Genomic DNA, 23,177 nt, shown 5'->3' with positions numbered 1-23,177 from the left:
ACTGCCTCCCTTGATTTGCTAGAGGAGTGCGCATCAGTCGCGCGCTCCCAATCTTTACATAGGCTTCCCCCCGAAATGATGGACATCAACGAGATTCGCGAATACCTGCCTCACCGTTACCCGTTCCTGCTGGTGGACCGGGTCGTGGATCTGGATGTGGAAGGCAAGCGCATTCGCGCCTACAAGAATGTCAGCATCAACGAGCCATTCTTCAATGGTCACTTCCCTGCGCATCCAATCATGCCAGGCGTATTGATCATCGAAGCGATGGCTCAGGCTGCCGGGATCCTTGGTTTCAAAATGCTCGACGTGAAGCCGGCCGATGGCACGCTCTACTACTTTGTCGGCTCTGACAAGCTGCGCTTCCGTCAGCCAGTGCTGCCGGGTGATCAGTTGATCCTCGAAGCCAAGTTTCTGAGCTGCAAGCGGCAGATCTGGAAGTTCGAATGCCAGGCTTCGGTCGACGGCAAACCAGTCTGCTCCGCTGAAATCATCTGTGCGGAACGCAAGCTATGAGTTTGATTGACCCTCGCGCAATCATCGATCCGACGGCCGTCCTGGCCGACGGCGTCGAGGTCGGCCCGTGGTCGATCATCGGCGCAGGTGTGGAAATCGGCGAGGGTACAGTCATCGGGCCGCACGTGATCCTCAAGGGTCCGACCCGGATCGGCAAGCACAATCGCATCTACCAGTTTTCCTCGGTGGGTGAAGACACGCCGGATCTGAAATACAAAGGCGAAGAAACCCGCCTGGTCATTGGTGACCACAACGTCATCCGCGAAGGCGTGACGATCCATCGTGGCACGGTTCAGGATCGGTCGGAAACCACCCTGGGCGATCACAATCTGATCATGGCCTATGCCCATATCGGCCACGACAGCGTCATCGGGAACCACTGCATTCTGGTAAACAACACCGCTCTGGCCGGCCATGTGCATGTGCATGATTGGGCGATTCTGTCTGGTTTTACGCTGGTGCATCAGTATTGCCACATTGGCGCCCACAGCTTTTCCGGCATGGGCACAGCGATCGGCAAGGACGTCCCTGCTTATGTCACGGTGTTCGGTAATCCTGCCGAAGCCCGAAGCATGAACTTCGAAGGCATGCGTCGTCGTGGTTTCAGTGAGGACGCCATCCATGCGTTGCGCCGAGCCTACAAAGTGGTTTACCGCCAGGGACTGACGGTCGAGCAGGCGCTTGCCGAGCTGGCGGAGCCTTCGGCGCAGTTTCCGGAAGTGGCCGTTTTCCGCGACTCGATCCAGTCTTCGACCCGCGGCATCACGCGCTAATCATGGCCAGTTTGCGTATTGCGCTGGTAGCGGGCGAGGCTTCCGGCGACATTCTTGGGGCGGGTCTGATGCGCGCCCTCAAGGCTCGTCACTCTGCGATCGAGTTCATTGGCGTGGGTGGCCCGCTGATGCAGGCCGAAGGTCTGACGTCCTATTTTCCGATGGAACGGCTGTCTGTCATGGGTCTGGTGGAAGTGTTGGGCCGGTTGCGCGAGCTGTTGGCGCGGCGCAAGAAGCTGGTGGCCGACCTGATCGCCGCAAAGCCTGACGTCTTCATCGGTATCGACGCGCCGGACTTCAACCTCACTATCGAACTCAAGTTGCGTCAGGCCGGGATCAAGACCGTGCATTACGTCAGCCCTTCAGTCTGGGCCTGGCGGCAGAAGCGGGTGCTGAAGATTCGCGAGGGATGCGACCTGATGCTGACACTACTCCCGTTCGAAGCGAAATTTTACGAAGAGAAAGGCGTGCCGGTACGGTTTGTCGGGCACTCGCTGGCCGATACGATACCGCTCGAAGCCGATCGCGCCGCTGCAAGGGCGGAGCTGGGCTTGCCCGACGGACCGTTGGTGGCGCTGATGCCGGGCAGTCGTGGCGGCGAAGTCAGTCGGCTCGGCGCGCTGTTTCTCGATACCGCCCAGCGCTTGCGAGCCATGCGCCCGGGCGTGCGGTTCGTCATGCCTTGTGCCAGTCCTCAGCGCCGGGCGCAGCTTGAGGAGTTGTTGACCGGTCGCGACCTGCCGCTGACCTTGCTCGATGGCAAGTCGCATCTGGCCCTGGCTGCTTGCGACGCCGTGCTGATTGCCTCCGGAACCGCAACGCTGGAAGCCTTGCTGTATAAGCGACCGATGGTGGTTGCCTACCGTCTGGCGCCGCTGACGTTCTGGATTCTCAAACGCATGGTGAAAAGTCCCTACATCTCTTTACCGAATCTGTTGGCCCAGCGCCTGTTGGTGCCTGAGTTGCTACAGGATGATGCGACGGTCGAAGCATTGGCCCAGACCCTGTCGCCCCTGATTGAAGGCGGCGAAGAACAGACCCGCGGCTTTGATGAAATTCATCGGACCCTGCGCCGGGATGCCTCCAACCAGGCTGCGGACGCAGTGCTGAACCTGATCGGCCAAGTACAATGAGTAAGACAAGCATGCAAATGGGGCTGGATTTTACCTTGGTCGCCGAAGTCGAAGAGTTGGTTGCCGGTGTCGATGAAGTCGGTCGGGGGCCGCTCTGTGGTGCCGTGGTCACGGCTGCGGTGATTCTCGATCCCAACCGTCCGATCCTCGGCTTGAACGACTCGAAGAAACTCACCGAAGCCCGCCGCGAAAAGCTCTACGATGAAATCTGCGAAAAAGCCCTGAGCTGGTGCATTGCACGCGCCGAAATCGAGGAAATCGACGAGCTGAACATCCTGCACGCGACCATGCTGGCCATGCAGCGCGCTATCGCCGGCCTGCACATCCAGCCGAAGCTGGCGATGATCGACGGAAACCGTTGCCCGAAACTGCCGATGCGTGCCGAGGCGGTAGTGAAGGGTGACAGCAAGGTTCCGGCCATCGCGGCGGCATCGATTCTGGCCAAGGTCAGTCGCGATCGCGAGATGGCAGCGTTCGAGTTGATCTATCCGGGTTACGGCATTGGTGGCCATAAAGGCTACCCGACTCCTGTTCATCTGGAAGCGCTGGCACGGCTTGGGCCGACCCCGATTCATCGGCGTTCGTTTGCCCCGGTGCGGCTGGCATATGAGGCGCGAGAAGGTCTCATCGAGAGTTAGTCGCTAGGCTGATTTTTTTTACCAAGGCCCGGTACAATCCGGGCCTTGTTGTCTTCATGTTTACAGACAGGATCACTATGCCGGCTTCATTCGTTCATCTACGCCTGCACACTGAATACTCCCTGGTCGACGGTCTGGTGCGGATCAAACCGCTGGTCAAGACCCTGGTCGGCATGAACATGCCTGCCGTCGCGGTCACTGACCAGAACAACATGTGTTCGCTGGTCAAATTCTATAAAAACGCCATGGGGGCCGGGATCAAACCGATCTGCGGCGCCGACCTCTGGCTGTCAAACAAGGATCCGGACAATGCATTGAGCCGGATCAGCCTGCTGGTGATGAACGCCGAAGGCTATCGAAACCTCACCGAGTTGATCTCCCGCGGCTTCATCGATGGTCAGCGCAATGGCGCGATCATCATCGAACGCGAGTGGGTGGCTGAGGCCAGCGCAGGCTTGATCATGTTGTCGGCCGCCAAAGAAGGTGAGATCGGCCAGGCCATGCTCAGTGGCAATCCGGACGAAGCCGAAACCCTGGCGCGCGAGTGGATGGCGGTATTCCCGGACCGCTTCTATCTGGAAATCCAGCGCACCAATCGTCCCAATGATGAAGAGCAACTGCACGGCGCCGTAGCGCTCGCCGAGAAGATAGGTGCACCGCTGGTCGCGACCAACGACGTACGTTTCATCAAGCAGGAAGATTTTGCTGCTCATGAAACCCGCGTGTGCATCGGTGAGGGCCGAGCCCTCGACGATCCGCGGCGTTCGAAGAACTACAGCGATCAGCAGTACCTCAAAAGCGCCGAGGAAATGGCCGAGCTGTTCAGCGATATTCCCGAAGCGCTTGAAAATACCGTCGAGATTGCCAAGCGCTGCAACATTGAAGTGAAGCTGGGCACGCACTTCCTGCCCAACTTCCCGATTCCCGATGGCATGACCATCGACGAGTATTTCCGCAAGGTGTCCTTCGATGGCCTGGAAGAGCGGCTTAGCGTTCTACTGCCCAGGGACACCACTGAAGACTACGAAGCCAAGCGTCAGGTGTATGTCGACCGGTTGAATTTCGAGCTGGATATCATCATCCAGATGGGATTCCCCGGTTACTTCCTGATCGTGATGGACTTCATCCAGTGGGCCAAGAGCAACGGCGTACCGGTTGGCCCTGGCCGGGGGTCGGGCGCCGGTTCGCTGGTGGCCTATGTACAGAAGATCACTGACCTGGACCCGCTCGAGTACGACCTGCTGTTCGAACGATTCCTCAACCCGGAACGGGTCTCCATGCCCGACTTCGACGTCGACTTTTGCATGGACGGTCGCGACCGGGTCATCGACTACGTGGCCGAAAAGTACGGTCGCAATGCGGTAAGCCAGATCATTACCTTCGGTTCCATGGCCGCCAAGGCTGTGGTCCGCGACGTGGCGCGGGTACAAGGCAAGTCCTATGGCCTGGCCGATCGCTTGTCGAAGATGATCCCGTTCGAAGTCGGCATGACTCTGGAGAAGGCCTACGAGCAGGAAGAGATCCTGCGCGACTTCATCAAGGTCGATGAAGAGGCCGCGGAAATCTGGGAGATGGCGCGCAAGCTCGAAGGCGTTGTGCGTAACGTCGGCAAACACGCCGGTGGTGTGGTGATCGCGCCGACCAAGCTGACTGACTTTTCGCCGATCTATTGCGACGAGGCCGGTGATGGCCTGGTAACCCAGTTCGACAAGGATGACGTTGAGGCTGCCGGGCTGGTGAAGTTCGACTTCCTTGGTCTTCGGACGTTGACGGTTATCGATTGGGCGCTCAAGACCATCAATCGCGACCGCGCCAAGGTCGACGAGCCACCGCTGGACATCGCGTTCATCCCGCTCGACGACAAACCGACGTACACGTTGCTGCAAAAAGCTGAAACCACGGCGGTGTTCCAGCTTGAATCCCGAGGCATGAAAGAGCTGATCAAAAAGCTCAAGCCCGACTGCCTGGAAGACTTGATCGCACTGGTAGCCCTGTTCCGCCCGGGCCCGCTGCAGTCCGGCATGGTTGACGACTTTATCAACCGTAAGCACGGTCGCGCCGAGCTGGCGTATCCGCACTCGGATTATCAGTACGAAGGTCTCAAGCCCGTATTGGCGCCGACTTACGGCATCATCCTGTATCAGGAACAGGTGATGCAGATCGCACAGGTGATGGCCGGTTACACCCTCGGGGGTGCGGACATGTTGCGTCGAGCCATGGGTAAGAAAAAACCCGAAGAAATGGCCAAACAGCGCGGCGGTTTCATTGAAGGTTGCAAGACCAACAATATCGACGCCGACCTTGCCGGTAACATTTTCGACCTGGTAGAAAAATTCGCCGGTTATGGCTTTAACAAGTCTCACTCCGCCGCTTACGGTCTGGTTTCCTACCAGACCGCATGGTTGAAAACCCATTACCCGGCGCCATTCATGGCGGCGGTACTGTCGGCGGACATGCACAACACCGACAAGGTCGTGACCTTGATCGAAGAAATTCGCACCATGAAGTTGCGCCTCGACGCGCCGGACGTGAACACCTCGGAGTTCAAGTTCACGGTGAACGACGAAGGCCGGATCATTTACGGCCTGGGCGCGATCAAGGGTGTAGGCGAGGGGCCGGTCGAGGCGATTACCGAAGCGCGTCGGGACGGTCCATTCAAGGATCTGTTCGACTTCTGTGCCCGGGTCGACCTCAAACGTATCAACAAGCGAACCCTCGACGGCTTGATCCGCAGCGGTGCGCTGGACCGGCTCGGCCCTTATTTTCACGATGAGCAAAAAGCCTATCAGGCCAACATCGACCGCAATCGCGCTGTCCTGTTGACCGCCATGGAAGAGGCGATCAAGGCGGCCGAACAAACCGCCCGCACCCATGACAGCGGCCACGCCGACCTGTTTGGTGGCCTGTTCGTTGAGGCGGACGCCGATGTCTACGGCAATCATCGCAAGGCCAAGGAGCTGACGCTGAAGGAACGGCTCAAAGGTGAGAAAGACACCCTCGGCCTGTACCTGACCGGTCACCCGATCGACGAATACGAAGGTGAAATCCGCCGATTCGCCCGTCAGCGCATCATCGATCTGAAACCGGCTCGCGACACGCAGACTGTTGCCGGCATGATCATCGCCCTGCGGGTCATGAAGAATAAAAAGGGCGACAAGATGGGGTTCATCACCCTTGACGACCGCTCTGGCCGGATCGAAGCGTCGCTGTTTGCCGATGCGTTCCATTCCGCGCAGTCGCTGTTGCAAACCGATGCGATGGTGGTGGTCGAAGGCGAGGTTAGTAACGACGACTTCTCCGGTGGCCTGCGCCTGCGAGTCAAACGGGTGATGAGCATGGAGGATGCGCGCACCAACCTGGCCGAGAGCCTGCGTTTGAAGCTGCACGCCAAGGATCTCAAGGGTGATCAGCTACGCTGGCTGGGTGAATTGTTGAAGCGTCACCGCGGTGCTTGTCCGATCACCATGGACTACACCAGTCCCGATGCGAAGGCCTTGTTGCAGTTTGGCGAAGGCTGGCGAATCGATCCGGCGGATGCGTTGATTCAAGCCTTGCGTGACCAGTTCGGGCGAGACAACGTCTTCCTCCAATACCGTTAACGGTCAGGGTGCCATTACGTATCCTGAGCATGACCAGAATTTTTAATCTCGACCTCAACGCGCCTCTCCCTTAAGGTAGGGCGCGAATAGACAACCGGCCGGCCCAAGCTCTCTTGGACGTCGACCCTAGACGGACGCCTATGAACCCGAATTTTCTAGATTTCGAACAGCCGATCGCCGACCTGCAAGCCAAGATCGAAGAGTTGCGCTTGGTCGGTAATGACAATTCGCTGAATATCGGCGATGAGATCTCTCGCCTGCAGGAAAAAAGCAGCACGCTGACAGAGGACATCTTCGGCAAGCTGACCAGCTGGCAGATCGCACGTCTGGCGCGTCACCCGAAACGTCCGTATACCCTGGACTACATCGAACACATCTTCACCGAGTTCGACGAACTGCACGGTGATCGTCACTTCTCCGACGATGCCGCCATCGTTGGTGGTATCGCACGTCTGGACGACCAGCCGGTGATGATCATCGGTCACCAGAAAGGCCGTGAAGTGCGCGAGAAGGTTCGCCGCAACTTCGGCATGCCCCGTCCGGAAGGCTACCGCAAGGCCTGCCGCCTGATGGAAATGGCCGAACGCTTCAAGATGCCGATCCTGACCTTCATCGACACCCCGGGCGCGTACCCTGGTATCGATGCTGAAGAGCGCAACCAGAGCGAAGCGATTGCCTGGAACCTGCGTGTCATGGCTCGTCTGAAAACCCCGATCATTGCCACCGTCATTGGTGAAGGTGGTTCCGGTGGTGCACTGGCCATCGGTGTTTGCGATCAGCTGAACATGCTGCAGTACTCGACCTACGCGGTGATTTCGCCGGAAGGTTGCGCCTCGATCCTGTGGAAAACTGCCGAAAAAGCGCCGGACGCGGCTGAAGCCATGGGCATCACCGCCGAGCGCCTCAAAGGCCTGGGCATCGTGGACAAAGTGATCGGCGAACCACTGGGTGGCGCACACCGTGACCCGGCCGCTGCCGCTGCGTCGATCCGTGCCGAGCTGAGCTCGCAACTGGCGATGCTGAAGAAGTTCGACAACGATGCGCTGCTCAAGCGCCGCTACGATCGACTGATGAGCTACGGTCTGTAATCAGACTGCACGTAATACCCTTGTAGGAGCTGCCGCTGGCTGCGATCTTTTGATCTTGAAAATGCAAAATCAAAAGATCGCAGCCTGCGGCAGCTCCTACAGTGGTTTATGAGGGGCGATCAATCTCTATGACTCCTTCCAAGAGTGATCTGTCTTCCCGGCTTTTGTTGAATCTTGAGCCTTGGCGCAATGCCGCTCAATGGCACATCGCCTTCTCCGGTGGCCTCGACTCCACTGTCCTGCTGTACGTTCTGGCAACACTCTCTCAAACCGAATCCCTGCCGGCACTCAACGCCATTCATGTTCATCATGGCCTTCAGGCCGCGGCGGATGCCTGGCCGGAACATTGCCAATCAGTGTGTGCGGCGCTGGGGGTGCCATTGAAAGTCATGGGTGTGCAGGTGCAGTCCGGCGCCAGTCTGGAGAGGGCAGCCCGAGAGGCACGTTATCAGGCCTTCATCGAAACCCTTCACGACAACGAAGTGCTGCTGACCGCGCAGCACCGCGACGATCAAGCGGAAACGCTACTGTTTCGCCTGTTGCGTGGAGCGGGCGTGCGCGGTTTGTCGGCGATGCCCCGCCAGCGTCCGTTGGGTCGTGGAAACCTGTTGCGGCCACTGCTCGACGTCTCTCGAGCTGAACTCGAGGCCTATGCCACCGAGCAGGGTTTGAGCTGGATTGAAGATCCTTCGAACCAGGATCGGCAATTTTCGCGCAACTTTTTGCGTCATCAGATTTTTCCAGTACTGACCGCCCGCTGGCCACAAGCGGCGGCGACGATGGCTCGCAGTGCCGCTCATCTGAACGAAGCGCAAGGATTGCTCGATGAGCTGGCGCAAATCGATCTGGCACGCGCCAGTTCCGGGGGGGAATTTGACTGGCTGGGATTGCCCTCCCTGGAACTGGCTCCCCTCGCGCAACTCTCCGTTGCAAGGCAACGCAATGCCTTGAGTCACTGGCTCGAACCGCAGACCCGTTTGCCGGATACCGACCATTGGTCGGGTTGGGCCGATTTGCGTGATGCCGCCGGTGATGCTGCCCCTGTGTGGCGCCTGGCCGATGGTGAATTGCACCGGGCGGGCGGGCGCATCTGGTGGCTTGGCGGATGCTGGTTGCATGCTGTGCCGGCAGCGGGAGCGTGGCCGGATCCATCGATCGCACTGTCATTGCCGGGTAACGGTGTGCTCGCATTCACAGGTCAAATCCCTGATGGCCCGCTGCATATCCGCTATCGTGAAGGGGGAGAGGCCATGGATTTACCGGGTCGTGGCCACCGGGACCTCAAGCGTTTGCTCAACGAAAGGGCGGTACCGTCATTCGTCCGTGGCAGATTGCCGCTGCTCTATCGGGGCGAACAATTGCTGGCGGTGGCGAACCTGCACGGGCTGGACGGCAGCGTGCTCGGTAACTGGCGTTTGCATTGGCAACCACCATCGAAGATCAAGGTTTGAGCTGAAAGGGGCTTTCCGGTAGACTACGCTCCCTTCTTGATACAACTTCTGTGGATTCGCCTGAATTGCAGGAGTTGCCGATTACCAAGCAGTCTTTGCTGGGCGATTCCAAAAAATGTGTAGCGAGCAACGTACCGGTGTTTCATCTCCCGGTCTGTCCCAACGCGGCGGTTTTTTTGAAAGGTGCACTGTAATTAATGCAGGTGATCGGGGGCTTCGGCCTTCCTTCGCTTTCCCCGGCGGCTCGGACCGCTTTAACGCAGACTTCTAGGGTTTTTCATGACGCGCTACATATTCGTCACGGGCGGTGTTGTTTCTTCTTTGGGGAAAGGCATTGCATCGGCATCATTGGCGGCCATCCTGGAGGCGCGGGGACTTAAGGTCACCATGCTGAAGCTGGACCCGTACATCAACGTCGACCCGGGCACCATGAGCCCGTTCCAGCACGGTGAAGTGTTCGTCACTCACGACGGCGCCGAGACCGACCTGGACCTGGGCCACTACGAGCGGTTCATCCGCACGACCATGACCCAGAACAACAACTTCACCACGGGCCGTGTCTACGAGCACGTGCTGCGCAAAGAGCGCCGTGGTGACTACCTGGGTGCAACCATCCAGGTGATTCCGCACATCACCGACGAAATCAAGCGCCGCATCATCAAGGGTGCCGGCGATGCCGACGTGGCGATGGTCGAGATCGGTGGCACCGTGGGTGACATCGAATCGCAACCGTTCCTCGAAGCCATCCGTCAGCTGCGTTTCGAAGTCGGCGCCAAGCGCGCGATGCTGATGCACCTGACACTGGTGCCGTACATCGCCACTGCCGGCGAAACCAAAACCAAGCCAACCCAGCATTCGGTCAAGGAACTGCGTTCCATCGGCCTGCAACCTGACGTGCTGGTGTGCCGCTCCGATCACCCGATCGATATTTCCTCGCGTCGCAAGATCGCCCAGTTCACCAACGTTGAAGAACGTGCGGTGATCGCGCTGGAAGACGCCGACACCATCTACAAGATCCCGGGCATCCTGCACTCCCAGGGCCTGGACGATTTTGTCGTCGAGCGCTTCGGTCTGCAATGCGGCGGTGCCGATCTGTCCGAGTGGGAAGCCGTGGTCGACGCCAAGCTCAATCCTGAGCACGAAGTCACCATCGCCATGGTCGGCAAGTACATGGAGCTGCTGGATGCCTACAAGTCGCTGATCGAAGCGATGAGCCACGCTGGTATCAGCAACCGCACCAAGGTCAACCTGCGCTACATCGATTCCGAAGACATCGAAAACCAGGGCACTGCGCTGCTGGAAGGTGTGGACGCGATCCTGGTACCGGGTGGCTTCGGTCTGCGCGGCGTCGAGGGCAAGATCACTGCCGTTCAATTCGCTCGCGAAAACAAGGTTCCTTACCTGGGCATCTGCCTGGGCATGCAAGTGGCCGTGATCGAGTTCGCGCGTAACGTGCTGGGCTGGAAAGATGCCAACTCCACCGAGTTCGATCGTGCAAGCGGTCACCCGGTCGTGGGTCTGATCACCGAGTGGGAAGATGCCACCGGCGCTGTCGAAACCCGTACCGAAACCTCCGATCTGGGCGGCACCATGCGCCTCGGCGCGCAGGATTGCCTGCTGGAGCCGGGCTCCCTGGTCCACGGCTGCTACGGCAAGGACGTGATCGTCGAGCGTCACCGTCATCGCTACGAAGTGAACAACAATCTGCTGCCACAAATCATGGAAGCCGGCCTGAAAGTCTCCGGCCGTTCCGGTGATGGCGCGCTGGTTGAAGTGGTTGAAGCGCCGGATCATCCATGGTTCGTGGCTTGCCAGTTCCACCCGGAGTTCACCTCGACGCCTCGCGACGGTCACCCGTTGTTCAGCGGTTTTGTCAAAGCTGCTTTGGCTCAACACCAGAAGAAGGCATAAAACCTGATGGCCCAGAAGATCATCCGCGTCGGCGATATCGAGATTGCCAACGACAAGCCAATGGTGCTGTTCGGTGGCATGAATGTGCTGGAAAGCCGCGACATGGCGATGCAGGTCTGCGAAGAGTACGTCAAGGTTACCGAGAAACTCGGTATCCCTTACGTGTTCAAGGCCAGCTTCGACAAGGCTAACCGCTCCTCCGTGACCTCTTACCGTGGTCCCGGTCTGGAAGAGGGCATGCGGATTTTCCAGGACATCAAGCAAGCCTTCGGCGTGCCGATCATCACCGACGTCCACGAGCCTGATCAGGCCGCGGTCGTCGCGGAAGTCTGCGACATCATCCAGTTGCCGGCCTTCCTGTCGCGCCAGACCGACCTCGTGGTCGCGATGGCCAAGACGGGCGCTGTGATCAACATCAAGAAAGCCCAGTTCCTCGCACCCCAGGAAATGAAACACATCCTGAACAAGTGCGTGGAAGCGGGTAACGATCAGTTGATCCTCTGCGAGCGCGGTTCGAGCTTCGGCTACAACAACCTGGTCGTCGACATGCTCGGCTTCGGCATCATGAAGCAGTTCGAATACCCGGTGTTCTTCGACGTGACCCATGCGCTGCAAATGCCTGGCGGTCGCGCTGATTCTGCTGGTGGTCGTCGCGCCCAGGTCCTCGACCTGGCAAAAGCCGGCATGAGCCAGTCCCTGGCGGGCTTGTTCCTCGAAGCTCACCCGGATCCGGACAATGCCAAGTGCGATGGTCCTTGCGCCTTGCGTCTGGACAAACTGGAGCCATTCCTGGCCCAGCTCAAAGCCGTGGACGAACTGGTGAAGAGTTTTCCGACGGTAGAAACCGCGTAATATTGGAATCCGGTCGTAGGAGCCGGCTTGCTGGCGATCGCGTCCTTTTGGTCGCAATCGCCAGCAAGCCGGCTCCTACAGATGTGACCTACAAGTTATAAATCGAGCGGTACAGCGTTTTCGTCAACTTTGGAGTGTTTACAGCAATGGCTAAAATCGTCGACATCAAAGGTCGTGAAGTTCTCGACTCCCGTGGCAATCCCACCGTGGAAGCGGATGTGCTTCTCGACAACGGCATCATCGGCAGCGCCTGCGCGCCGTCCGGTGCTTCCACTGGCTCGCGTGAAGCGCTCGAGCTGCGTGATGGCGACAAGAGCCGTTACCTGGGCAAGGGCGTCCTCAAAGCCGTAGCCAACATCAACGGTCCGATCCGCGACCTGTTGAAAGGCACCGATCCAAGCGACCAGAAAGCGCTCGATCTGGCAATGATCAAGCTCGACGGTACTGAAAACAAAGGCTCCCTGGGCGCCAACGCGATCCTCGCCGTTTCCCTGGCTGCGGCCAAGGCGGCAGCACAGGACCAGGACCTGCCGCTATACGCTCACATCGCCAACCTGAACGGCACCCCGGGTGTTTACTCGATGCCGGTTCCGATGATGAACATCATCAACGGTGGCGAGCACGCCGATAACAACGTCGACATCCAGGAGTTCATGGTTCAGCCGGTTGGCGCCAAGTCTTTCTCGGAAGGTCTGCGCATGGGCACCGAGATTTTCCATCACCTCAAAGCTGTGTTGAAGGCCCGTGGCCTGAGCACTGCTGTCGGTGACGAAGGTGGTTTCGCTCCTAACCTGGCGTCCAACGAAGATGCACTGAAAGTGATCTCCGAAGCTGTGGCCAACGCCGGTTACAAACTGGGCACCGACGTGACCCTGGCACTGGACTGCGCAGCCAGCGAATTCTACGAAGACGGCAAGTACAACCTGTCCGGCGAAGGCCAGGTGTTCACCGCTGAAGGTTTCGCCGACTACCTGAAAGGTCTGACCGAGCGTTACCCGATCATCTCCATCGAAGATGGTCTGGACGAATCCGACTGGGCTGGCTGGAAAATCCTCACTGACAAGATCGGCGAGAAGACCCAGCTGGTAGGCGACGACCTGTTCGTGACCAACACCAAGATCCTGAAAGAAGGCATCGACAAAAAGATCGCCAACTCGATCCTGATCAAGTTCAACCAGATCGGCACCCTGACCGAAACCCTGGAAGCCATCCAGATGGCCAAGGCTGCCGGTTACACCGCCGTGATCTCGCACCGCTCCGGCGAAACCGAAGATTCGACCATTGCCGACCTGGCAGTGGGCACTTCGGCTGGCCAGATCAAGACCGGCTCGCTGTGCCGTTCCGACCGCGTTTCCAAGTACAACCAACTGCTTCGTATCGAAGAGCAGTTGAACGGCAAAGCCAAGTACAACGGCCGCAGCGAATTCCGCGGCTAAGCAGTACGTGGTAAAAAAGACACCGGATTGTGTCGGAAAAATCGCTACAGCGACGTTTTTGCCACTAATCTGATGCCTTACAAGCGCAAGCCTGGTTCTTCCAGGCTTCGTGCTATCAGTAGCTTCATGTTTTGGTGTGGCTGTCTTTTTTCACTGGATACCTGATATTCGATGCGCAGTCCCAATTGGTTGTTCCTCGTCTTGCTCCTGCTGCTGGCTGGCCTGCAGTACCGCCTGTGGGTGGGTAATGGCAGTCTGGCGCAAGTGGCCGAGCTGACTCAGCAGATTGCCGATCAGCAAGCTGAGAACCAGACGCTGCTGGAACGCAATCGGGTGATGGACGCTGAAGTCAGCGAGTTGAAGAAGGGCATGGAGACCGTCGAAGAGCGGGCTCGCCACGAGTTGGGCATGGTCAAGGACGGTGAAACCCTTTACCAGTTGGCGCAATGAACCAGACCTTACCGGCCTTTTGGGCCGTGATCCCTGCCGCGGGTGTTGGTGCCCGTATGGCCGCAGACCGTCCCAAGCAGTATCTGCAACTGGGCGGGCGCACTATTCTCGAACACAGCCTCGGTTGTTTCCTTGATCATCCTTGCCTCAAAGGCCTGGTGGTCAGTCTTGCTGTTGACGATCCTTATTGGCCGAACCTGGCGTGTGCTGGCGATGCGCGTATCGCGCGGGTCGAGGGCGGCTCCGAGCGATCCGGTTCGGTGCTCAATGCGTTGTTGCACCTTCATGGGCAGGGTGCCGACGATGAGGATTGGGTACTGGTCCATGATGCTGCACGGCCGAATCTCAGTCGTGACGATTTAGACAAATTGCTGGCTGAGCTGGCTGACGATCCTGTCGGTGGACTGCTGGCGGTTCCTGCGCGGGATACGCTAAAACGCGTCGATAAACACGGTCGTGTGGTCGAAACCGTTGATCGTAGTGTGATCTGGCAGGCCTACACGCCGCAGATGTTTCGCCTTGGGGCCTTGCACCGTGCATTGGCCGACAGTCTGGTGGCAGATGCCGTGGTCACCGATGAAGCCTCGGCGATGGAGTGGGCCGGTTTGGCGCCACGTTTGATCGAAGGGCGATCCGATAACCTCAAGGTGACGCGTCCTGAGGATCTTGATTGGTTGCGACAGCGTTGGGCTAATCGTCGCTAAAAGATCGCAGCCTGCGGCAGCTCCTACAAAGATCGATTGCGTATCACCTGATGTCCTGTAGGAGCTGCCGCAGGCTGCGATCTTTTGATCTTAAATCCTGTACTCCGGCCTTTCAGCCAACCCCTCCTTCAAAAAATCCACCAACTTGCGCACCTTCGGCGACAGATGTCGCTGCTGCGGATATAACGCCCAAACCGCAGTATTCGGCGGTTGATGCCCCTCCAGCAGTGAAATCAACGCGCCGCTGTTCAAGTGCTCCAGCACGTAATAATCCGGCAACTGGCACAGCCCGACACCTTGCAGCGCTGCATCCAGCACCGCTTGCCCACTGTTGCAGCGCCAGTTTCCCTGCACCCGTTGTGAAAATTCCCGACCGTTTTGTTCCAGTTGCCAGAGGTCCGAGCTACCGATCAGGCAATTGTGCCGATTGAGTTCCGACAGGCTGTGTGGCCGACCGTAGCGTTCTATGTAGGACGGGGAAGCGCAAAGAAACATCCGACGGGGTGCGAGGCGTGTGGCGACCAGCCTTGAGTCCTGCAAACGGCCGAGACGAATCGCCAGATCCAGACCCTCGTGCACCAGGTCGAGTTGGCGATTGGTCAGTTCGATGTCGATACGCAGTTGCGGATACAACCCCATGAAGCGCGTCACCAGGGGTACGATGAATCGCTCGCCGTACGCTACCGCGCAGGTCATGCGCAGCATGCCTTTGGGTTCGCTGGTCAAGTCGCCAACCGCCCGCAGCGCTTCTTCCCGTCCATCCTGCAGGCGCTGGCAATGCTGCAGAAAAGTTTGTCCGGCTTCAGTCAGCGTGACACGCCGGGTACTGCGGTAGAGCAAACGAGTCTGCAAGCGCTCTTCCAGACGTGCTATTTGTCGACTGACGTGGGAGGAAGAAACGCCCAGGCGTTCGGCGGCAGCTGTGAACTGACTGCATTCGGCCACCGCGACGAACTCGTCAATGCCTTCCCAGCGATTCTCGGACATCGATGATTATCCCTGTGCAGCAATAATGTTTTGCTTTTGTCCGGATTATTCACCGTGTGACGCTGTATTACACTCCCTGTCTTGTTTTTATTCACTGGAGAATCACCATGATCAAGTCGCGCGCCGCCGTTGCCTTCGAGGCCAAGAAACCTCTGGAGATCGTTGAAGTCGATGTCGCCATGCCCAAGGCAGGTGAAGTATTGCTGCGCGTGGTGGCTTCCGGTGTCTGCCATACCGATGCCTACACATTGTCCGGGGCAGATCCGGAAGGCATCTTCCCGTCGATCCTCGGTCACGAAGGCGGGGCGATTGTCGAGGCAATTGGCGAAGGTGTAACGTCAGTTGCAGTCGGTGACCATGTAATCCCGCTGTACACCCCTGAATGCCGCCAGTGCAAATTTTGCCTGTCGGGCAAGACCAACCTGTGTCAGGCGATTCGTGCGACTCAGGGTAAAGGCCTGATGCCTGACGGTACCTCGCGTTTTTCCTACAAGGGGCAGCCGATTTTCCACTACATGGGGACGTCGACGTTCTCCGAGTACACCGTGTTGCCGGAAATTTCCGTCGCCAAAATTGCCAAAGAAGCGCCGCTGGAAAAAGTCTGCCTGCTGGGTTGCGGTGTTACCACCGGTATCGGTGCGGTGCTCAACACTGCCAAGGTGAAACCGGGTGACACCGTGGCCATTTTCGGCCTCGGCGGCATCGGTCTGTCCGCGGTCATCGGCGCGGTGAAAGCCAAGGCCGCACGCATCATCGCGATCGACATCAACCCGGCCAAATTCGAGATCGCCAAGCAATTGGGTGCAACCGATTGTGTAAACCCGAAAGACTTCGACCGTCCTATTCAGGAAATCATCGTCGACATGACCGATGGTGGCGTCGACTTTTCCTTCGAGTGCATTGGTAACGTTCAACTGATGCGTGCCGCACTTGAGTGCTGCCACAAGGGCTGGGGCGAGTCGGTGATCATCGGCGTTGCCGGTGCCGGCCAGGAAATCTCGACCCGTCCGTTCCAGCTGGTCACCGGTCGCGTCTGGCGCGGTTCGGCGTTCGGTGGCGTACGCGGCCGTACCGAGTTGCCAAGCTATGTGGAAATGGCCGAGACCGGCGAAATCCCGCTGGATACCTTCATCACCCACACCATGGGCCTGGAAGATATCAACAAGGCATTCGATCTGATGCATGAAGGGAAAAGCATCCGCTCGGTCATCCATTTCTGAGAAGCAGCTGCAGGCCACAGGCTTCAAGCGGCAAGTTGATTGAGTTGGCCTGGCGCTTGAGGTTTTGGTTTTCAGTGAGGAGTTTGCAATGAGTTTGGAAAACATCTCCTGCCAGAAAAGCTTCGGCGGTTGGCACAAACGCTATCGCCATCGCTCGGAAGTGCTCGGCTGCGACATGGTGTTTGCTGTCTACCTGCCGCCGCAAGCGGAACAGGGCGGCAAGTTGCCGGTACTGTATTGGTTGTCCGGCCTGACCTGCACCGACGAAAATTTCATGCAAAAAGCCGGCGCCATGCGCATGGCCGCCGAGTTGGGTCTGATCATCGTCGCGCCGGACACCAGCCCTCGCGGTCCCGATGTGCCGGGCGACCCGGACGGTGCCTGGGACTTTGGCCTGGGTGCAGGGTTCTATCTGAATGCCACACAGGAGCCGTGGTCGAGGCACTATCGGATGCATGACTACGTCGTGCAGGAATTGCCGGCATTGGTCGAGGCTCATTTCCCGGCGTCCGACAAACGCGGCATCAGCGGTCATTCCATGGGTGGTCATGGCGCGCTGGTTTGTGCCTTGCGCAATCCAGGGCGTTATCGCTCGGTGTCGGCGTTTTCGCCGATCAACAATCCGATGGATTGCCCGTGGGGGCAAAAGGCTTTTTCCCGATACCTGGGGGAGGACCGTTCGAAGTGGCGCGAGTGGGATGCCTGTGCGCTGATCACCGAGGCAGACGAGAAGTTGCCTCTGTTGGTCGATCAGGGAGATCGCGACGACTTCCTTGCCACCCAGCTCAAGCCTGAAGCCTTGCAACAAGCGAGCAAACTGGCCGGCCATCCGCTGACGCTGCGCCTGCAGCCGGGCTATGACCACAGCTATTTCTTCATCGCCAGTTTCATTGACGACCACTTGCGGCATCACGCGCATGCTCTAGGTGCCTAATGCAGGTAGAATCACGCCCTGACAAAAATCGGGGCGTTTTTTTATGCGTATTGGCCACGGCTATGATGTGCACCGTTTCGCTGAAGGCGATTTCATCACTTTGGGCGGCGTGCGAATTGCACACAGCTTCGGGCTGCTTGCTCATTCCGACGGTGATGTCCTTCTGCACGCCTTGAGCGATGCTCTGCTCGGCGCCGCCGCACTGGGTGACATCGGCAAGCATTTCCCGGATACCGATCCACAATTCAAAGGCGCCGACAGCCGTGTGCTGTTACGTCATGTCGTTGCCCTGATCCACGCCAAGGGCTGGAAGGTCGGTAACGTCGACAACACCGTCGTCGCGCAGGCGCCGAAAATGGCCCCGCATATCGAATCGATGCGCGCGCTGATTGCCGCGGATCTTCAAGTTGAGTTGGATCAAGTGAACGTAAAAGCTACCACCACCGAAAAGCTCGGCTTTGTCGGTCGCGAAGAAGGCATTGCCGTGCATTCCGTTGCCTTGTTGTTGCGCGCATGAACGAACTGCAATTGCTTGGGCCGCGAGCCTACGGTGAGCCGCTCGGCACCGCGGTACTGAAAGCCATCGCGGAAGATTTTCAGGTCGATGAAGTCCTTGATATTCCCCTCAGTGGCGACGGCGAGCACCTGTGGATCTGGGTGGAAAAGCGTGGCTTGAACACTGAAGAAGCTGCACGGCGAATAGCCAAGGCAGCGGGCGTGCCTTTGCGTACCGTCAGCTACGCCGGGCTCAAGGACCGTCAGGCGCTGACGCGTCAGTGGTTCAGTGTGCAGTTGCCGGGCAAGGCCGATCCAGATCTGTCGGCCGCAGAAAACGACACGCTGAAAATCCTCAAGACCAGCCGGCACAAACGCAAACTGCAGCGTGGTGCTCACTCGGCCAACGGGTTCACGTTGCGCCTGACCCAGTTCGCCGGCGACAAGGTCGCTATCGATGAACGCCTGCAACAGATCGTCAAACAGGGTATTCCCAATTATTTCGGTGCCCAGCGCTTCGGGCATGACGGCGGCAACGTGGTCGACGCTCGCGGCTGGGCGTCGCGCAAGGCTTTGCCGGAGCAACGCAACGTGCGTTCGCGCCTGCTGTCCACCGCCCGCAGTTTTCTGTTCAATCAGGTGCTGGCCGCTCGGGTTGCCGATGGCACCTGGCAACGTGCCCAGGTCGGCGACTTGCTCGCATTCACCGACAGTCGCAGTTTTTTTCCGGCCGGTGAAGCCGAGTGCAGCGACTCGCGACTGGCGATTCTCGATCTGCACCCGACCGGGCCGCAGTGGGGTGAAGGTGACTCGCCGGCCACGGGCGCTGTCCATGAACTGGAGCAGGCAATCGCCGCGCGCGAAGCGGATTTGCGCGATTGGTTGATTAACGCCGGTATGAGCCACGAACGTCGCATCCTGCGGCTGCCCATTGGTGGGTTGACGTGGCATTATCCCGAGCCTGACATTCTGCAACTGGAATTCGTCCTGCCGGCCGGATGCTTCGCCACCGTATTGGTGCGCGAGCTTGTTGATCTGGTGCCGGTGGGGCAGACGGACAGCCCATGCGTATTCTGATTTCAAACGATGATGGGGTGACCGCACCCGGTCTTGCCGCGCTTTATGCTGCGCTGGCGGATTACACCGAGTGCGTGGTTATCGCCCCGGACCAGGACAAGAGCGGCGCCAGCAGTTCGCTGACGCTCGACCGTCCATTGCACCCGCAAACCCTGGCCAATGGCTTTATCAGCATCAATGGCACACCCACCGATTGCGTGCACCTGGGCCTTAACGGCTTGCTGGAGCATGAAGTGGACATGGTGGTTTCCGGCATCAACCTGGGCGCGAACCTGGGGGACGATGTTTTGTATTCCGGCACAGTGGCGGCCGCCCTTGAAGGACGTTTCCTGAAGTGTCCTTCGTTTGCTTTTTCGTTGGTCTCACGACAAGTAGACAATCTTCCTACAGCAGCCTATTTCGCACGCAAGCTCGTCGAGGCTCATGCCGATCTCGACTTGCCACCGCGCACGGTGCTGAACGTGAACATTCCCAATTTGCCGCTCGACCATATCCGCGGTATTCAACTGACCCGTCTTGGCCATCGCGCCCGCGCTGCCGCGCCGGTGAAAGTGGTGGATCCGCGAGGCAAGTCCGGTTACTGGATTGCGGCGGCGGGGGATGCCGAGGACGGCGGCCCTGGCACCGATTTTCATGCGGTGATGCAAGGGTATGTTTCGATCACTCCGCTGCAACTGGATCGCACGTTCAACGATGCCTTCAGGAGTCTCGATGGCTGGCTGGAGGGTCTGCGCTAATGGGCCGTGAAGACGATATGCTGCGTCGTGGCATCGGGATGACTTCCCAGCGCACCCGCGAACGCCTCATTCAGCGCCTGTACGAAGAGGGCATTTCCAACGCCAAGGTGCTGGAAGTCATTCGCCGTACTCCGCGTCACCTGTTCGTCGACGAGGCGCTGGCGCACCGTGCCTACGAAGACACCGCGTTGCCGATCGGCAACAATCAGACCATCTCCCAGCCTTATATGGTGGCTCGCATGAGCGAGTTGCTGCTCGAGGCCGGGCCGTTGGATAAAGTGATGGAGATCGGCACCGGGTCGGGCTATCAGACGGCGATACTGTCGCAACTGGTCGAGCGTGTCTTTTCGGTCGAGCGCATCAAGGTCTTACAGGATCGGGCCAAGGAACGCCTGGTCGAGCTGAACCTGCGCAATGTGGTGTTCCGCTGGGGCGATGGCTGGGAAGGCTGGCCCGCACTGGCACCGTACAACGGCATCATAGTGACCGCCGTGGCGACTGATGTGCCGCAGGCATTGCTCGATCAGTTGGCACCGGGAGGGCGGCTGGTGATTCCGGTCGGCGCCGGTGAAGTCCAGCAATTGATGTTGATCATCCGTGAGGAACACGGTTTTTCCAGGCGTGTCCTAGGGAACGTGCGCTTCGTTCCATTGCTCAATGGACCACTGGCCTGAGCATTTATTTCAGTACGCTGAATTCTCTTCGATTGCCTCTGTCTTACAGCGGCACCGATTGGTTAAACGGGTAGTTTTGTCAGGCAGCAAACGTGTGCGCCACGCCATTTCGCTTCATTAAGGGTAAAGCCTGCACGGCCCGTTATACTTGCGACACTTCGTGCCGGAATCCGGTATTTCACATTTTCAGCCACCACAAAAGGGAGCGGCGGGTGAGTCTCACAGTCATTGCGCAGCGTATGGGTAAAACGAGCTTTCAGCGCCTGGTGACTGGCCTTGTCCTGAGCACCTTGCTGGTCGGTTGCTCCAGCAACAAATCCAGCGACGCACGTGTTGTCGACCGCAATGCCGCCGCGCAGCGCCCGGCCGTGACAACGGGGCAGTACGTCGTTCGACCGAAAGACACCCTGTTCTCCATCGCTTTTCGCTACGGTTGGGACTACAAGGCCCTGGCGGCCCGTAACAACATTGCGGCGCCTTACACCATTCACCCGGGTCAGACGATTCGCTTCGATGGGCGCACGGGATCAACACCGACAACCGTCGTCAGTTCATCCAGCTCGTCGCCTTCGTCTTCGAGTAAAACCACGGTTGTCCGTCGCCCGGTAAACGGTTCGACCACCACCACAACCACGGTTGTACCGTCTGTCGCGAACAAGCCAACCCCTGCACCTATGCCTCCTGCAGGGCCAGCCCCGACCGGCTGGGGATGGCCATCTAATGGCATTCTCATTGGGAAATTCTCTTCAAACGGGAGTTTGAATAAAGGAATTGATATCGCCGGAGATTTGGGACAGCCTGTTTTAGCTGCGTCTGATGGGACGGTGGTATACGCCGGGAGTGGCTTAAGGGGCTACGGCGAATTAGTCATCATCAAACACAGTGAAACCTACGTCAGTGCCTACGGACATAACCGCAGGCTGTTGGTTCGGGAGGGGCAGCAGGTCAAGGTCGGACAGACAATTGCCGAAATGGGGTCAACGGGTACAGACCGGGTGAAACTGCATTTTGAGATTCGCCGCCAAGGTAAACCTGTAGATCCGCTGCAATTCCTGCCACGCCGTTGATCGCTACCAGCCTGTTCCGTCGCGTAGAGGGGACAGGCTCCAGCGTTGCCAAGGATAAAGGCGCCGCTTGAGCTTGAGGTCGAACTCACCAAAGGACTATAACAATGGCTCTCAGTAAAGAAGTGCCGGAGTTTGACATCGACGATGAGGTTCTCCTGATGGAGACCGGCATCGATACGGATTCGATGTCGAATGATGAAGGGGCGGCTCCACCTTCCGTTCGTGCCAAATCCAAACACTCCGCAACATTGAAACAGCACAAATACATTGATTACACGCGAGCACTTGATGCCACGCAGCTGTACCTCAATGAAATCGGCTTTTCACCACTGCTGTCCCCCGAAGAAGAAGTTCATTTTGCGCGCCTGTCGCAAAGTGGCGATCCGGCCGGGCGCAAACGCATGATTGAAAGCAACCTGCGGCTGGTGGTGAAAATCGCCCGGCGGTATGTCAATCGTGGCTTGTCGCTGCTCGATCTGATCGAAGAGGGCAACCTCGGCCTGATTCGGGCGGTGGAGAAGTTCGACCCTGAACGTGGCTTCCGCTTTTCGACCTACGCGACCTGGTGGATTCGTCAGACCATCGAACGCGCAATCATGAATCAGACCCGTACCATCCGGTTACCGATTCATGTGGTCAAAGAGTTGAACGTGTACCTACGGGCCGCACGAGAGCTGACGCAAAAACTCGACCATGAACCCTCACCCGAAGAAATCGCCAACCTGCTGGAAAAACCGGTAGGAGAGGTCAAGCGCATGCTCGGCCTGAACGAACGGGTATCTTCAGTCGATGTCTCGCTGGGTCCGGATTCGGATAAGACTCTGCTGGACACCCTCACCGACGACCGACCTACCGACCCCTGCGAGCTTCTTCAGGACGATGATCTGTCGCAAAGCATCGATCAATGGCTCTCGGAGCTGACCGACAAGCAACGCGAGGTGGTCATCCGCCGCTTCGGCCTGCGCGGTCATGAAAGCAGTACCCTGGAAGACGTAGGCTTGGAGATTGGCTTGACCCGGGAGCGGGTCAGACAGATTCAGGTGGAAGGATTGAAGCGACTTCGCGAGATCCTGGAGAAAAACGGCCTGTCGAGCGAGTCGCTGTTTCAATAAGGCATTCGTTGAGATGGCGTTAAAAAACCCCGACTGGCGCGGGGTTTTTTATTGTCTGCGTGTTGGCGAGGGCCATCTCTTTTTTTGGATTTGCGTTGTAAGCGCTTGCTTACTCTTTCGTAAGTGTTCGTATTTTTTACCCTGGTCAGTTGTCTATTTTGAGTGGGGTTTATTTGTATGTTTTTGATTTATAAGGAAAATTATTATTGGTGACAGTGTGTGACGGGCGCCGCCACTGATAGCGGGCGATTGATCCTGTCGAGGATCTCTCTAGTATTCAGCGTGTGCCGACGGACAGGCACATTCTTCAAGGATGAGGGAGA

General features: G+C 58.3%; 20 protein-coding genes and 1 pseudogene. 20 read left to right on the top strand and 1 reads right to left on the bottom strand.

Going from position 1 to position 23,177, the window contains the following annotated elements:
- Nucleotides 1-75 precede the first annotated feature (75 nt).
- The 12 genes and pseudogenes from fabZ to ispD all read left to right on the top strand — a co-directional run bounded on the left by fabZ (nucleotide 76) and on the right by ispD (nucleotide 14,551).
- Nucleotides 76-516: a 3-hydroxyacyl-ACP dehydratase FabZ gene (fabZ, locus tag AD668_RS13800; RefSeq protein ID WP_007907157.1), complete on the top strand. Its 441-nt coding sequence runs from the start codon at nucleotides 76-78 to the stop codon at nucleotides 514-516.
- The gene (lpxA, locus tag AD668_RS13795; protein WP_053159583.1) at nucleotides 513-1,289 is read left to right on the top strand and encodes an acyl-ACP--UDP-N-acetylglucosamine O-acyltransferase; all 777 of its coding nucleotides are present in this window, start codon (nucleotides 513-515) and stop codon (nucleotides 1,287-1,289) included. Before fabZ ends, lpxA begins: the two co-directional genes overlap by 4 nt.
- Before the next feature lie 2 nt (nucleotides 1,290-1,291).
- Nucleotides 1,292-2,422: a lipid-A-disaccharide synthase gene (gene lpxB / locus AD668_RS13790; protein WP_053159581.1), complete on the top strand. Its 1,131-nt coding sequence runs from the start codon at nucleotides 1,292-1,294 to the stop codon at nucleotides 2,420-2,422.
- An 11-nt stretch (nucleotides 2,423-2,433) separates the two neighbouring features.
- Complete coding sequence (gene rnhB, locus AD668_RS13785) at nucleotides 2,434-3,060, top strand: ribonuclease HII (RefSeq protein ID WP_053159579.1); 627 nt, start codon at nucleotides 2,434-2,436, stop codon at nucleotides 3,058-3,060.
- Between the two features lie 77 nt (nucleotides 3,061-3,137).
- Nucleotides 3,138-6,659: a DNA polymerase III subunit alpha gene (gene dnaE / locus AD668_RS13780; protein ID WP_053159577.1), complete on the top strand. Its 3,522-nt coding sequence runs from the start codon at nucleotides 3,138-3,140 to the stop codon at nucleotides 6,657-6,659.
- Nucleotides 6,660-6,799: 140 nt separating this feature from the next.
- Nucleotides 6,800-7,747 (top strand): acetyl-CoA carboxylase carboxyltransferase subunit alpha, encoded by a 948-nt coding sequence (locus AD668_RS13775; RefSeq protein WP_053159575.1) that lies wholly within the window; start codon nucleotides 6,800-6,802, stop codon nucleotides 7,745-7,747.
- Between the two features lie 128 nt (nucleotides 7,748-7,875).
- Nucleotides 7,876-9,203: pseudogene (gene tilS, locus AD668_RS13770) on the top strand (tRNA lysidine(34) synthetase TilS).
- 274 nt (nucleotides 9,204-9,477) lie between these two features.
- A complete protein-coding gene (locus AD668_RS13765; protein ID WP_053159573.1) occupies nucleotides 9,478-11,109 on the top strand; it encodes a CTP synthase in 1,632 nt (543 codons plus the stop codon).
- Between the two features lie 6 nt (nucleotides 11,110-11,115).
- Nucleotides 11,116-11,961 carry a 3-deoxy-8-phosphooctulonate synthase gene (gene kdsA, locus AD668_RS13760; protein ID WP_053159571.1) on the top strand — a complete coding sequence of 282 codons (846 nt, stop codon included), beginning with the start codon at nucleotides 11,116-11,118 and terminating at the stop codon, nucleotides 11,959-11,961.
- A 146-nt stretch (nucleotides 11,962-12,107) separates the two neighbouring features.
- A complete protein-coding gene (gene eno / locus AD668_RS13755) occupies nucleotides 12,108-13,397 on the top strand; it encodes a phosphopyruvate hydratase (protein ID WP_053159569.1) in 1,290 nt (429 codons plus the stop codon).
- Nucleotides 13,398-13,568: 171 nt separating this feature from the next.
- The gene (gene ftsB / locus AD668_RS13750; protein WP_008057335.1) at nucleotides 13,569-13,847 is read left to right on the top strand and encodes a cell division protein FtsB; all 279 of its coding nucleotides are present in this window, start codon (nucleotides 13,569-13,571) and stop codon (nucleotides 13,845-13,847) included.
- The gene (gene ispD, locus AD668_RS13745) at nucleotides 13,844-14,551 is read left to right on the top strand and encodes a 2-C-methyl-D-erythritol 4-phosphate cytidylyltransferase (RefSeq protein WP_053159566.1); all 708 of its coding nucleotides are present in this window, start codon (nucleotides 13,844-13,846) and stop codon (nucleotides 14,549-14,551) included. Before ftsB ends, ispD begins: the two co-directional genes overlap by 4 nt.
- Before the next feature lie 90 nt (nucleotides 14,552-14,641).
- Here ispD and AD668_RS13740 read toward each other — a convergent pair whose 3' ends face one another.
- Nucleotides 14,642-15,538, bottom strand: coding sequence for a LysR substrate-binding domain-containing protein (locus AD668_RS13740; RefSeq protein WP_053159564.1), 897 nt, complete (start codon nucleotides 15,536-15,538; stop codon nucleotides 14,642-14,644).
- A gap of 107 nt (nucleotides 15,539-15,645) precedes the next feature.
- Between AD668_RS13740 and AD668_RS13735 the strand changes: the two genes are divergently transcribed.
- From AD668_RS13735 to rpoS, 8 genes are all read left to right on the top strand, one after another.
- A complete protein-coding gene (locus tag AD668_RS13735) occupies nucleotides 15,646-16,758 on the top strand; it encodes an S-(hydroxymethyl)glutathione dehydrogenase/class III alcohol dehydrogenase (protein ID WP_053159562.1) in 1,113 nt (370 codons plus the stop codon).
- 88 nt (nucleotides 16,759-16,846) lie between these two features.
- Nucleotides 16,847-17,692, top strand: a complete 846-nt coding sequence (gene fghA / locus AD668_RS13730; RefSeq protein ID WP_053159560.1) for an S-formylglutathione hydrolase — start codon at nucleotides 16,847-16,849, stop codon at nucleotides 17,690-17,692.
- A 43-nt stretch (nucleotides 17,693-17,735) separates the two neighbouring features.
- Nucleotides 17,736-18,209, top strand: coding sequence for a 2-C-methyl-D-erythritol 2,4-cyclodiphosphate synthase (ispF, locus tag AD668_RS13725; RefSeq protein ID WP_053159558.1), 474 nt, complete (start codon nucleotides 17,736-17,738; stop codon nucleotides 18,207-18,209).
- Nucleotides 18,206-19,264, top strand: coding sequence for a tRNA pseudouridine(13) synthase TruD (truD, locus tag AD668_RS13720; RefSeq protein ID WP_053159556.1), 1,059 nt, complete (start codon nucleotides 18,206-18,208; stop codon nucleotides 19,262-19,264). Before ispF ends, truD begins: the two co-directional genes overlap by 4 nt.
- Entirely contained in the window at nucleotides 19,252-20,001 is a 750-nt protein-coding gene (surE, locus tag AD668_RS13715; protein ID WP_053159554.1) for a 5'/3'-nucleotidase SurE, read from the top strand. Before truD ends, surE begins: the two co-directional genes overlap by 13 nt.
- A gap of 38 nt (nucleotides 20,002-20,039) precedes the next feature.
- The gene (locus AD668_RS13710) at nucleotides 20,040-20,675 is read left to right on the top strand and encodes a protein-L-isoaspartate(D-aspartate) O-methyltransferase (RefSeq protein ID WP_172681825.1); all 636 of its coding nucleotides are present in this window, start codon (nucleotides 20,040-20,042) and stop codon (nucleotides 20,673-20,675) included.
- Between the two features lie 212 nt (nucleotides 20,676-20,887).
- A complete protein-coding gene (locus tag AD668_RS13705) occupies nucleotides 20,888-21,742 on the top strand; it encodes a peptidoglycan DD-metalloendopeptidase family protein (RefSeq protein ID WP_053159550.1) in 855 nt (284 codons plus the stop codon).
- A 104-nt stretch (nucleotides 21,743-21,846) separates the two neighbouring features.
- Entirely contained in the window at nucleotides 21,847-22,854 is a 1,008-nt protein-coding gene (gene rpoS / locus AD668_RS13700) for an RNA polymerase sigma factor RpoS (RefSeq protein WP_053159548.1), read from the top strand.
- The last annotated feature ends 323 nt before the right edge of the window (nucleotides 22,855-23,177 follow it).

The organism is Pseudomonas sp. P1.8, assembly GCF_001269805.1.
Classification (GTDB): domain Bacteria; phylum Pseudomonadota; class Gammaproteobacteria; order Pseudomonadales; family Pseudomonadaceae; genus Aquipseudomonas.
This window is presented reverse-complemented; position numbering and strand designations above follow the sequence as displayed.

Coding starts and splice junctions, on each gene's coding strand:
- AD668_RS13775 (WP_053159575.1), top strand. CDS start 6,800: ATGAACCCGAATTTTCTAGATTTCGAACAGCCGATCGCCGACCTGCAA.
- rpoS (WP_053159548.1), top strand. CDS start 21,847: ATGGCTCTCAGTAAAGAAGTGCCGGAGTTTGACATCGACGATGAGGTT.
- AD668_RS13735 (WP_053159562.1), top strand. CDS start 15,646: ATGATCAAGTCGCGCGCCGCCGTTGCCTTCGAGGCCAAGAAACCTCTG.
- ftsB (WP_008057335.1), top strand. CDS start 13,569: ATGCGCAGTCCCAATTGGTTGTTCCTCGTCTTGCTCCTGCTGCTGGCT.
- lpxB (WP_053159581.1), top strand. CDS start 1,292: ATGGCCAGTTTGCGTATTGCGCTGGTAGCGGGCGAGGCTTCCGGCGAC.
- eno (WP_053159569.1), top strand. CDS start 12,108: ATGGCTAAAATCGTCGACATCAAAGGTCGTGAAGTTCTCGACTCCCGT.
- fghA (WP_053159560.1), top strand. CDS start 16,847: ATGAGTTTGGAAAACATCTCCTGCCAGAAAAGCTTCGGCGGTTGGCAC.
- surE (WP_053159554.1), top strand. CDS start 19,252: ATGCGTATTCTGATTTCAAACGATGATGGGGTGACCGCACCCGGTCTT.
- dnaE (WP_053159577.1), top strand. CDS start 3,138: ATGCCGGCTTCATTCGTTCATCTACGCCTGCACACTGAATACTCCCTG.
- AD668_RS13740 (WP_053159564.1), bottom strand. CDS start 15,538: ATGTCCGAGAATCGCTGGGAAGGCATTGACGAGTTCGTCGCGGTGGCC.
- lpxA (WP_053159583.1), top strand. CDS start 513: ATGAGTTTGATTGACCCTCGCGCAATCATCGATCCGACGGCCGTCCTG.
- kdsA (WP_053159571.1), top strand. CDS start 11,116: ATGGCCCAGAAGATCATCCGCGTCGGCGATATCGAGATTGCCAACGAC.
- ispF (WP_053159558.1), top strand. CDS start 17,736: ATGCGTATTGGCCACGGCTATGATGTGCACCGTTTCGCTGAAGGCGAT.
- ispD (WP_053159566.1), top strand. CDS start 13,844: ATGAACCAGACCTTACCGGCCTTTTGGGCCGTGATCCCTGCCGCGGGT.
- truD (WP_053159556.1), top strand. CDS start 18,206: ATGAACGAACTGCAATTGCTTGGGCCGCGAGCCTACGGTGAGCCGCTC.
- rnhB (WP_053159579.1), top strand. CDS start 2,434: ATGCAAATGGGGCTGGATTTTACCTTGGTCGCCGAAGTCGAAGAGTTG.
- fabZ (WP_007907157.1), top strand. CDS start 76: ATGATGGACATCAACGAGATTCGCGAATACCTGCCTCACCGTTACCCG.
- AD668_RS13765 (WP_053159573.1), top strand. CDS start 9,478: ATGACGCGCTACATATTCGTCACGGGCGGTGTTGTTTCTTCTTTGGGG.
- AD668_RS13710 (WP_172681825.1), top strand. CDS start 20,040: ATGACTTCCCAGCGCACCCGCGAACGCCTCATTCAGCGCCTGTACGAA.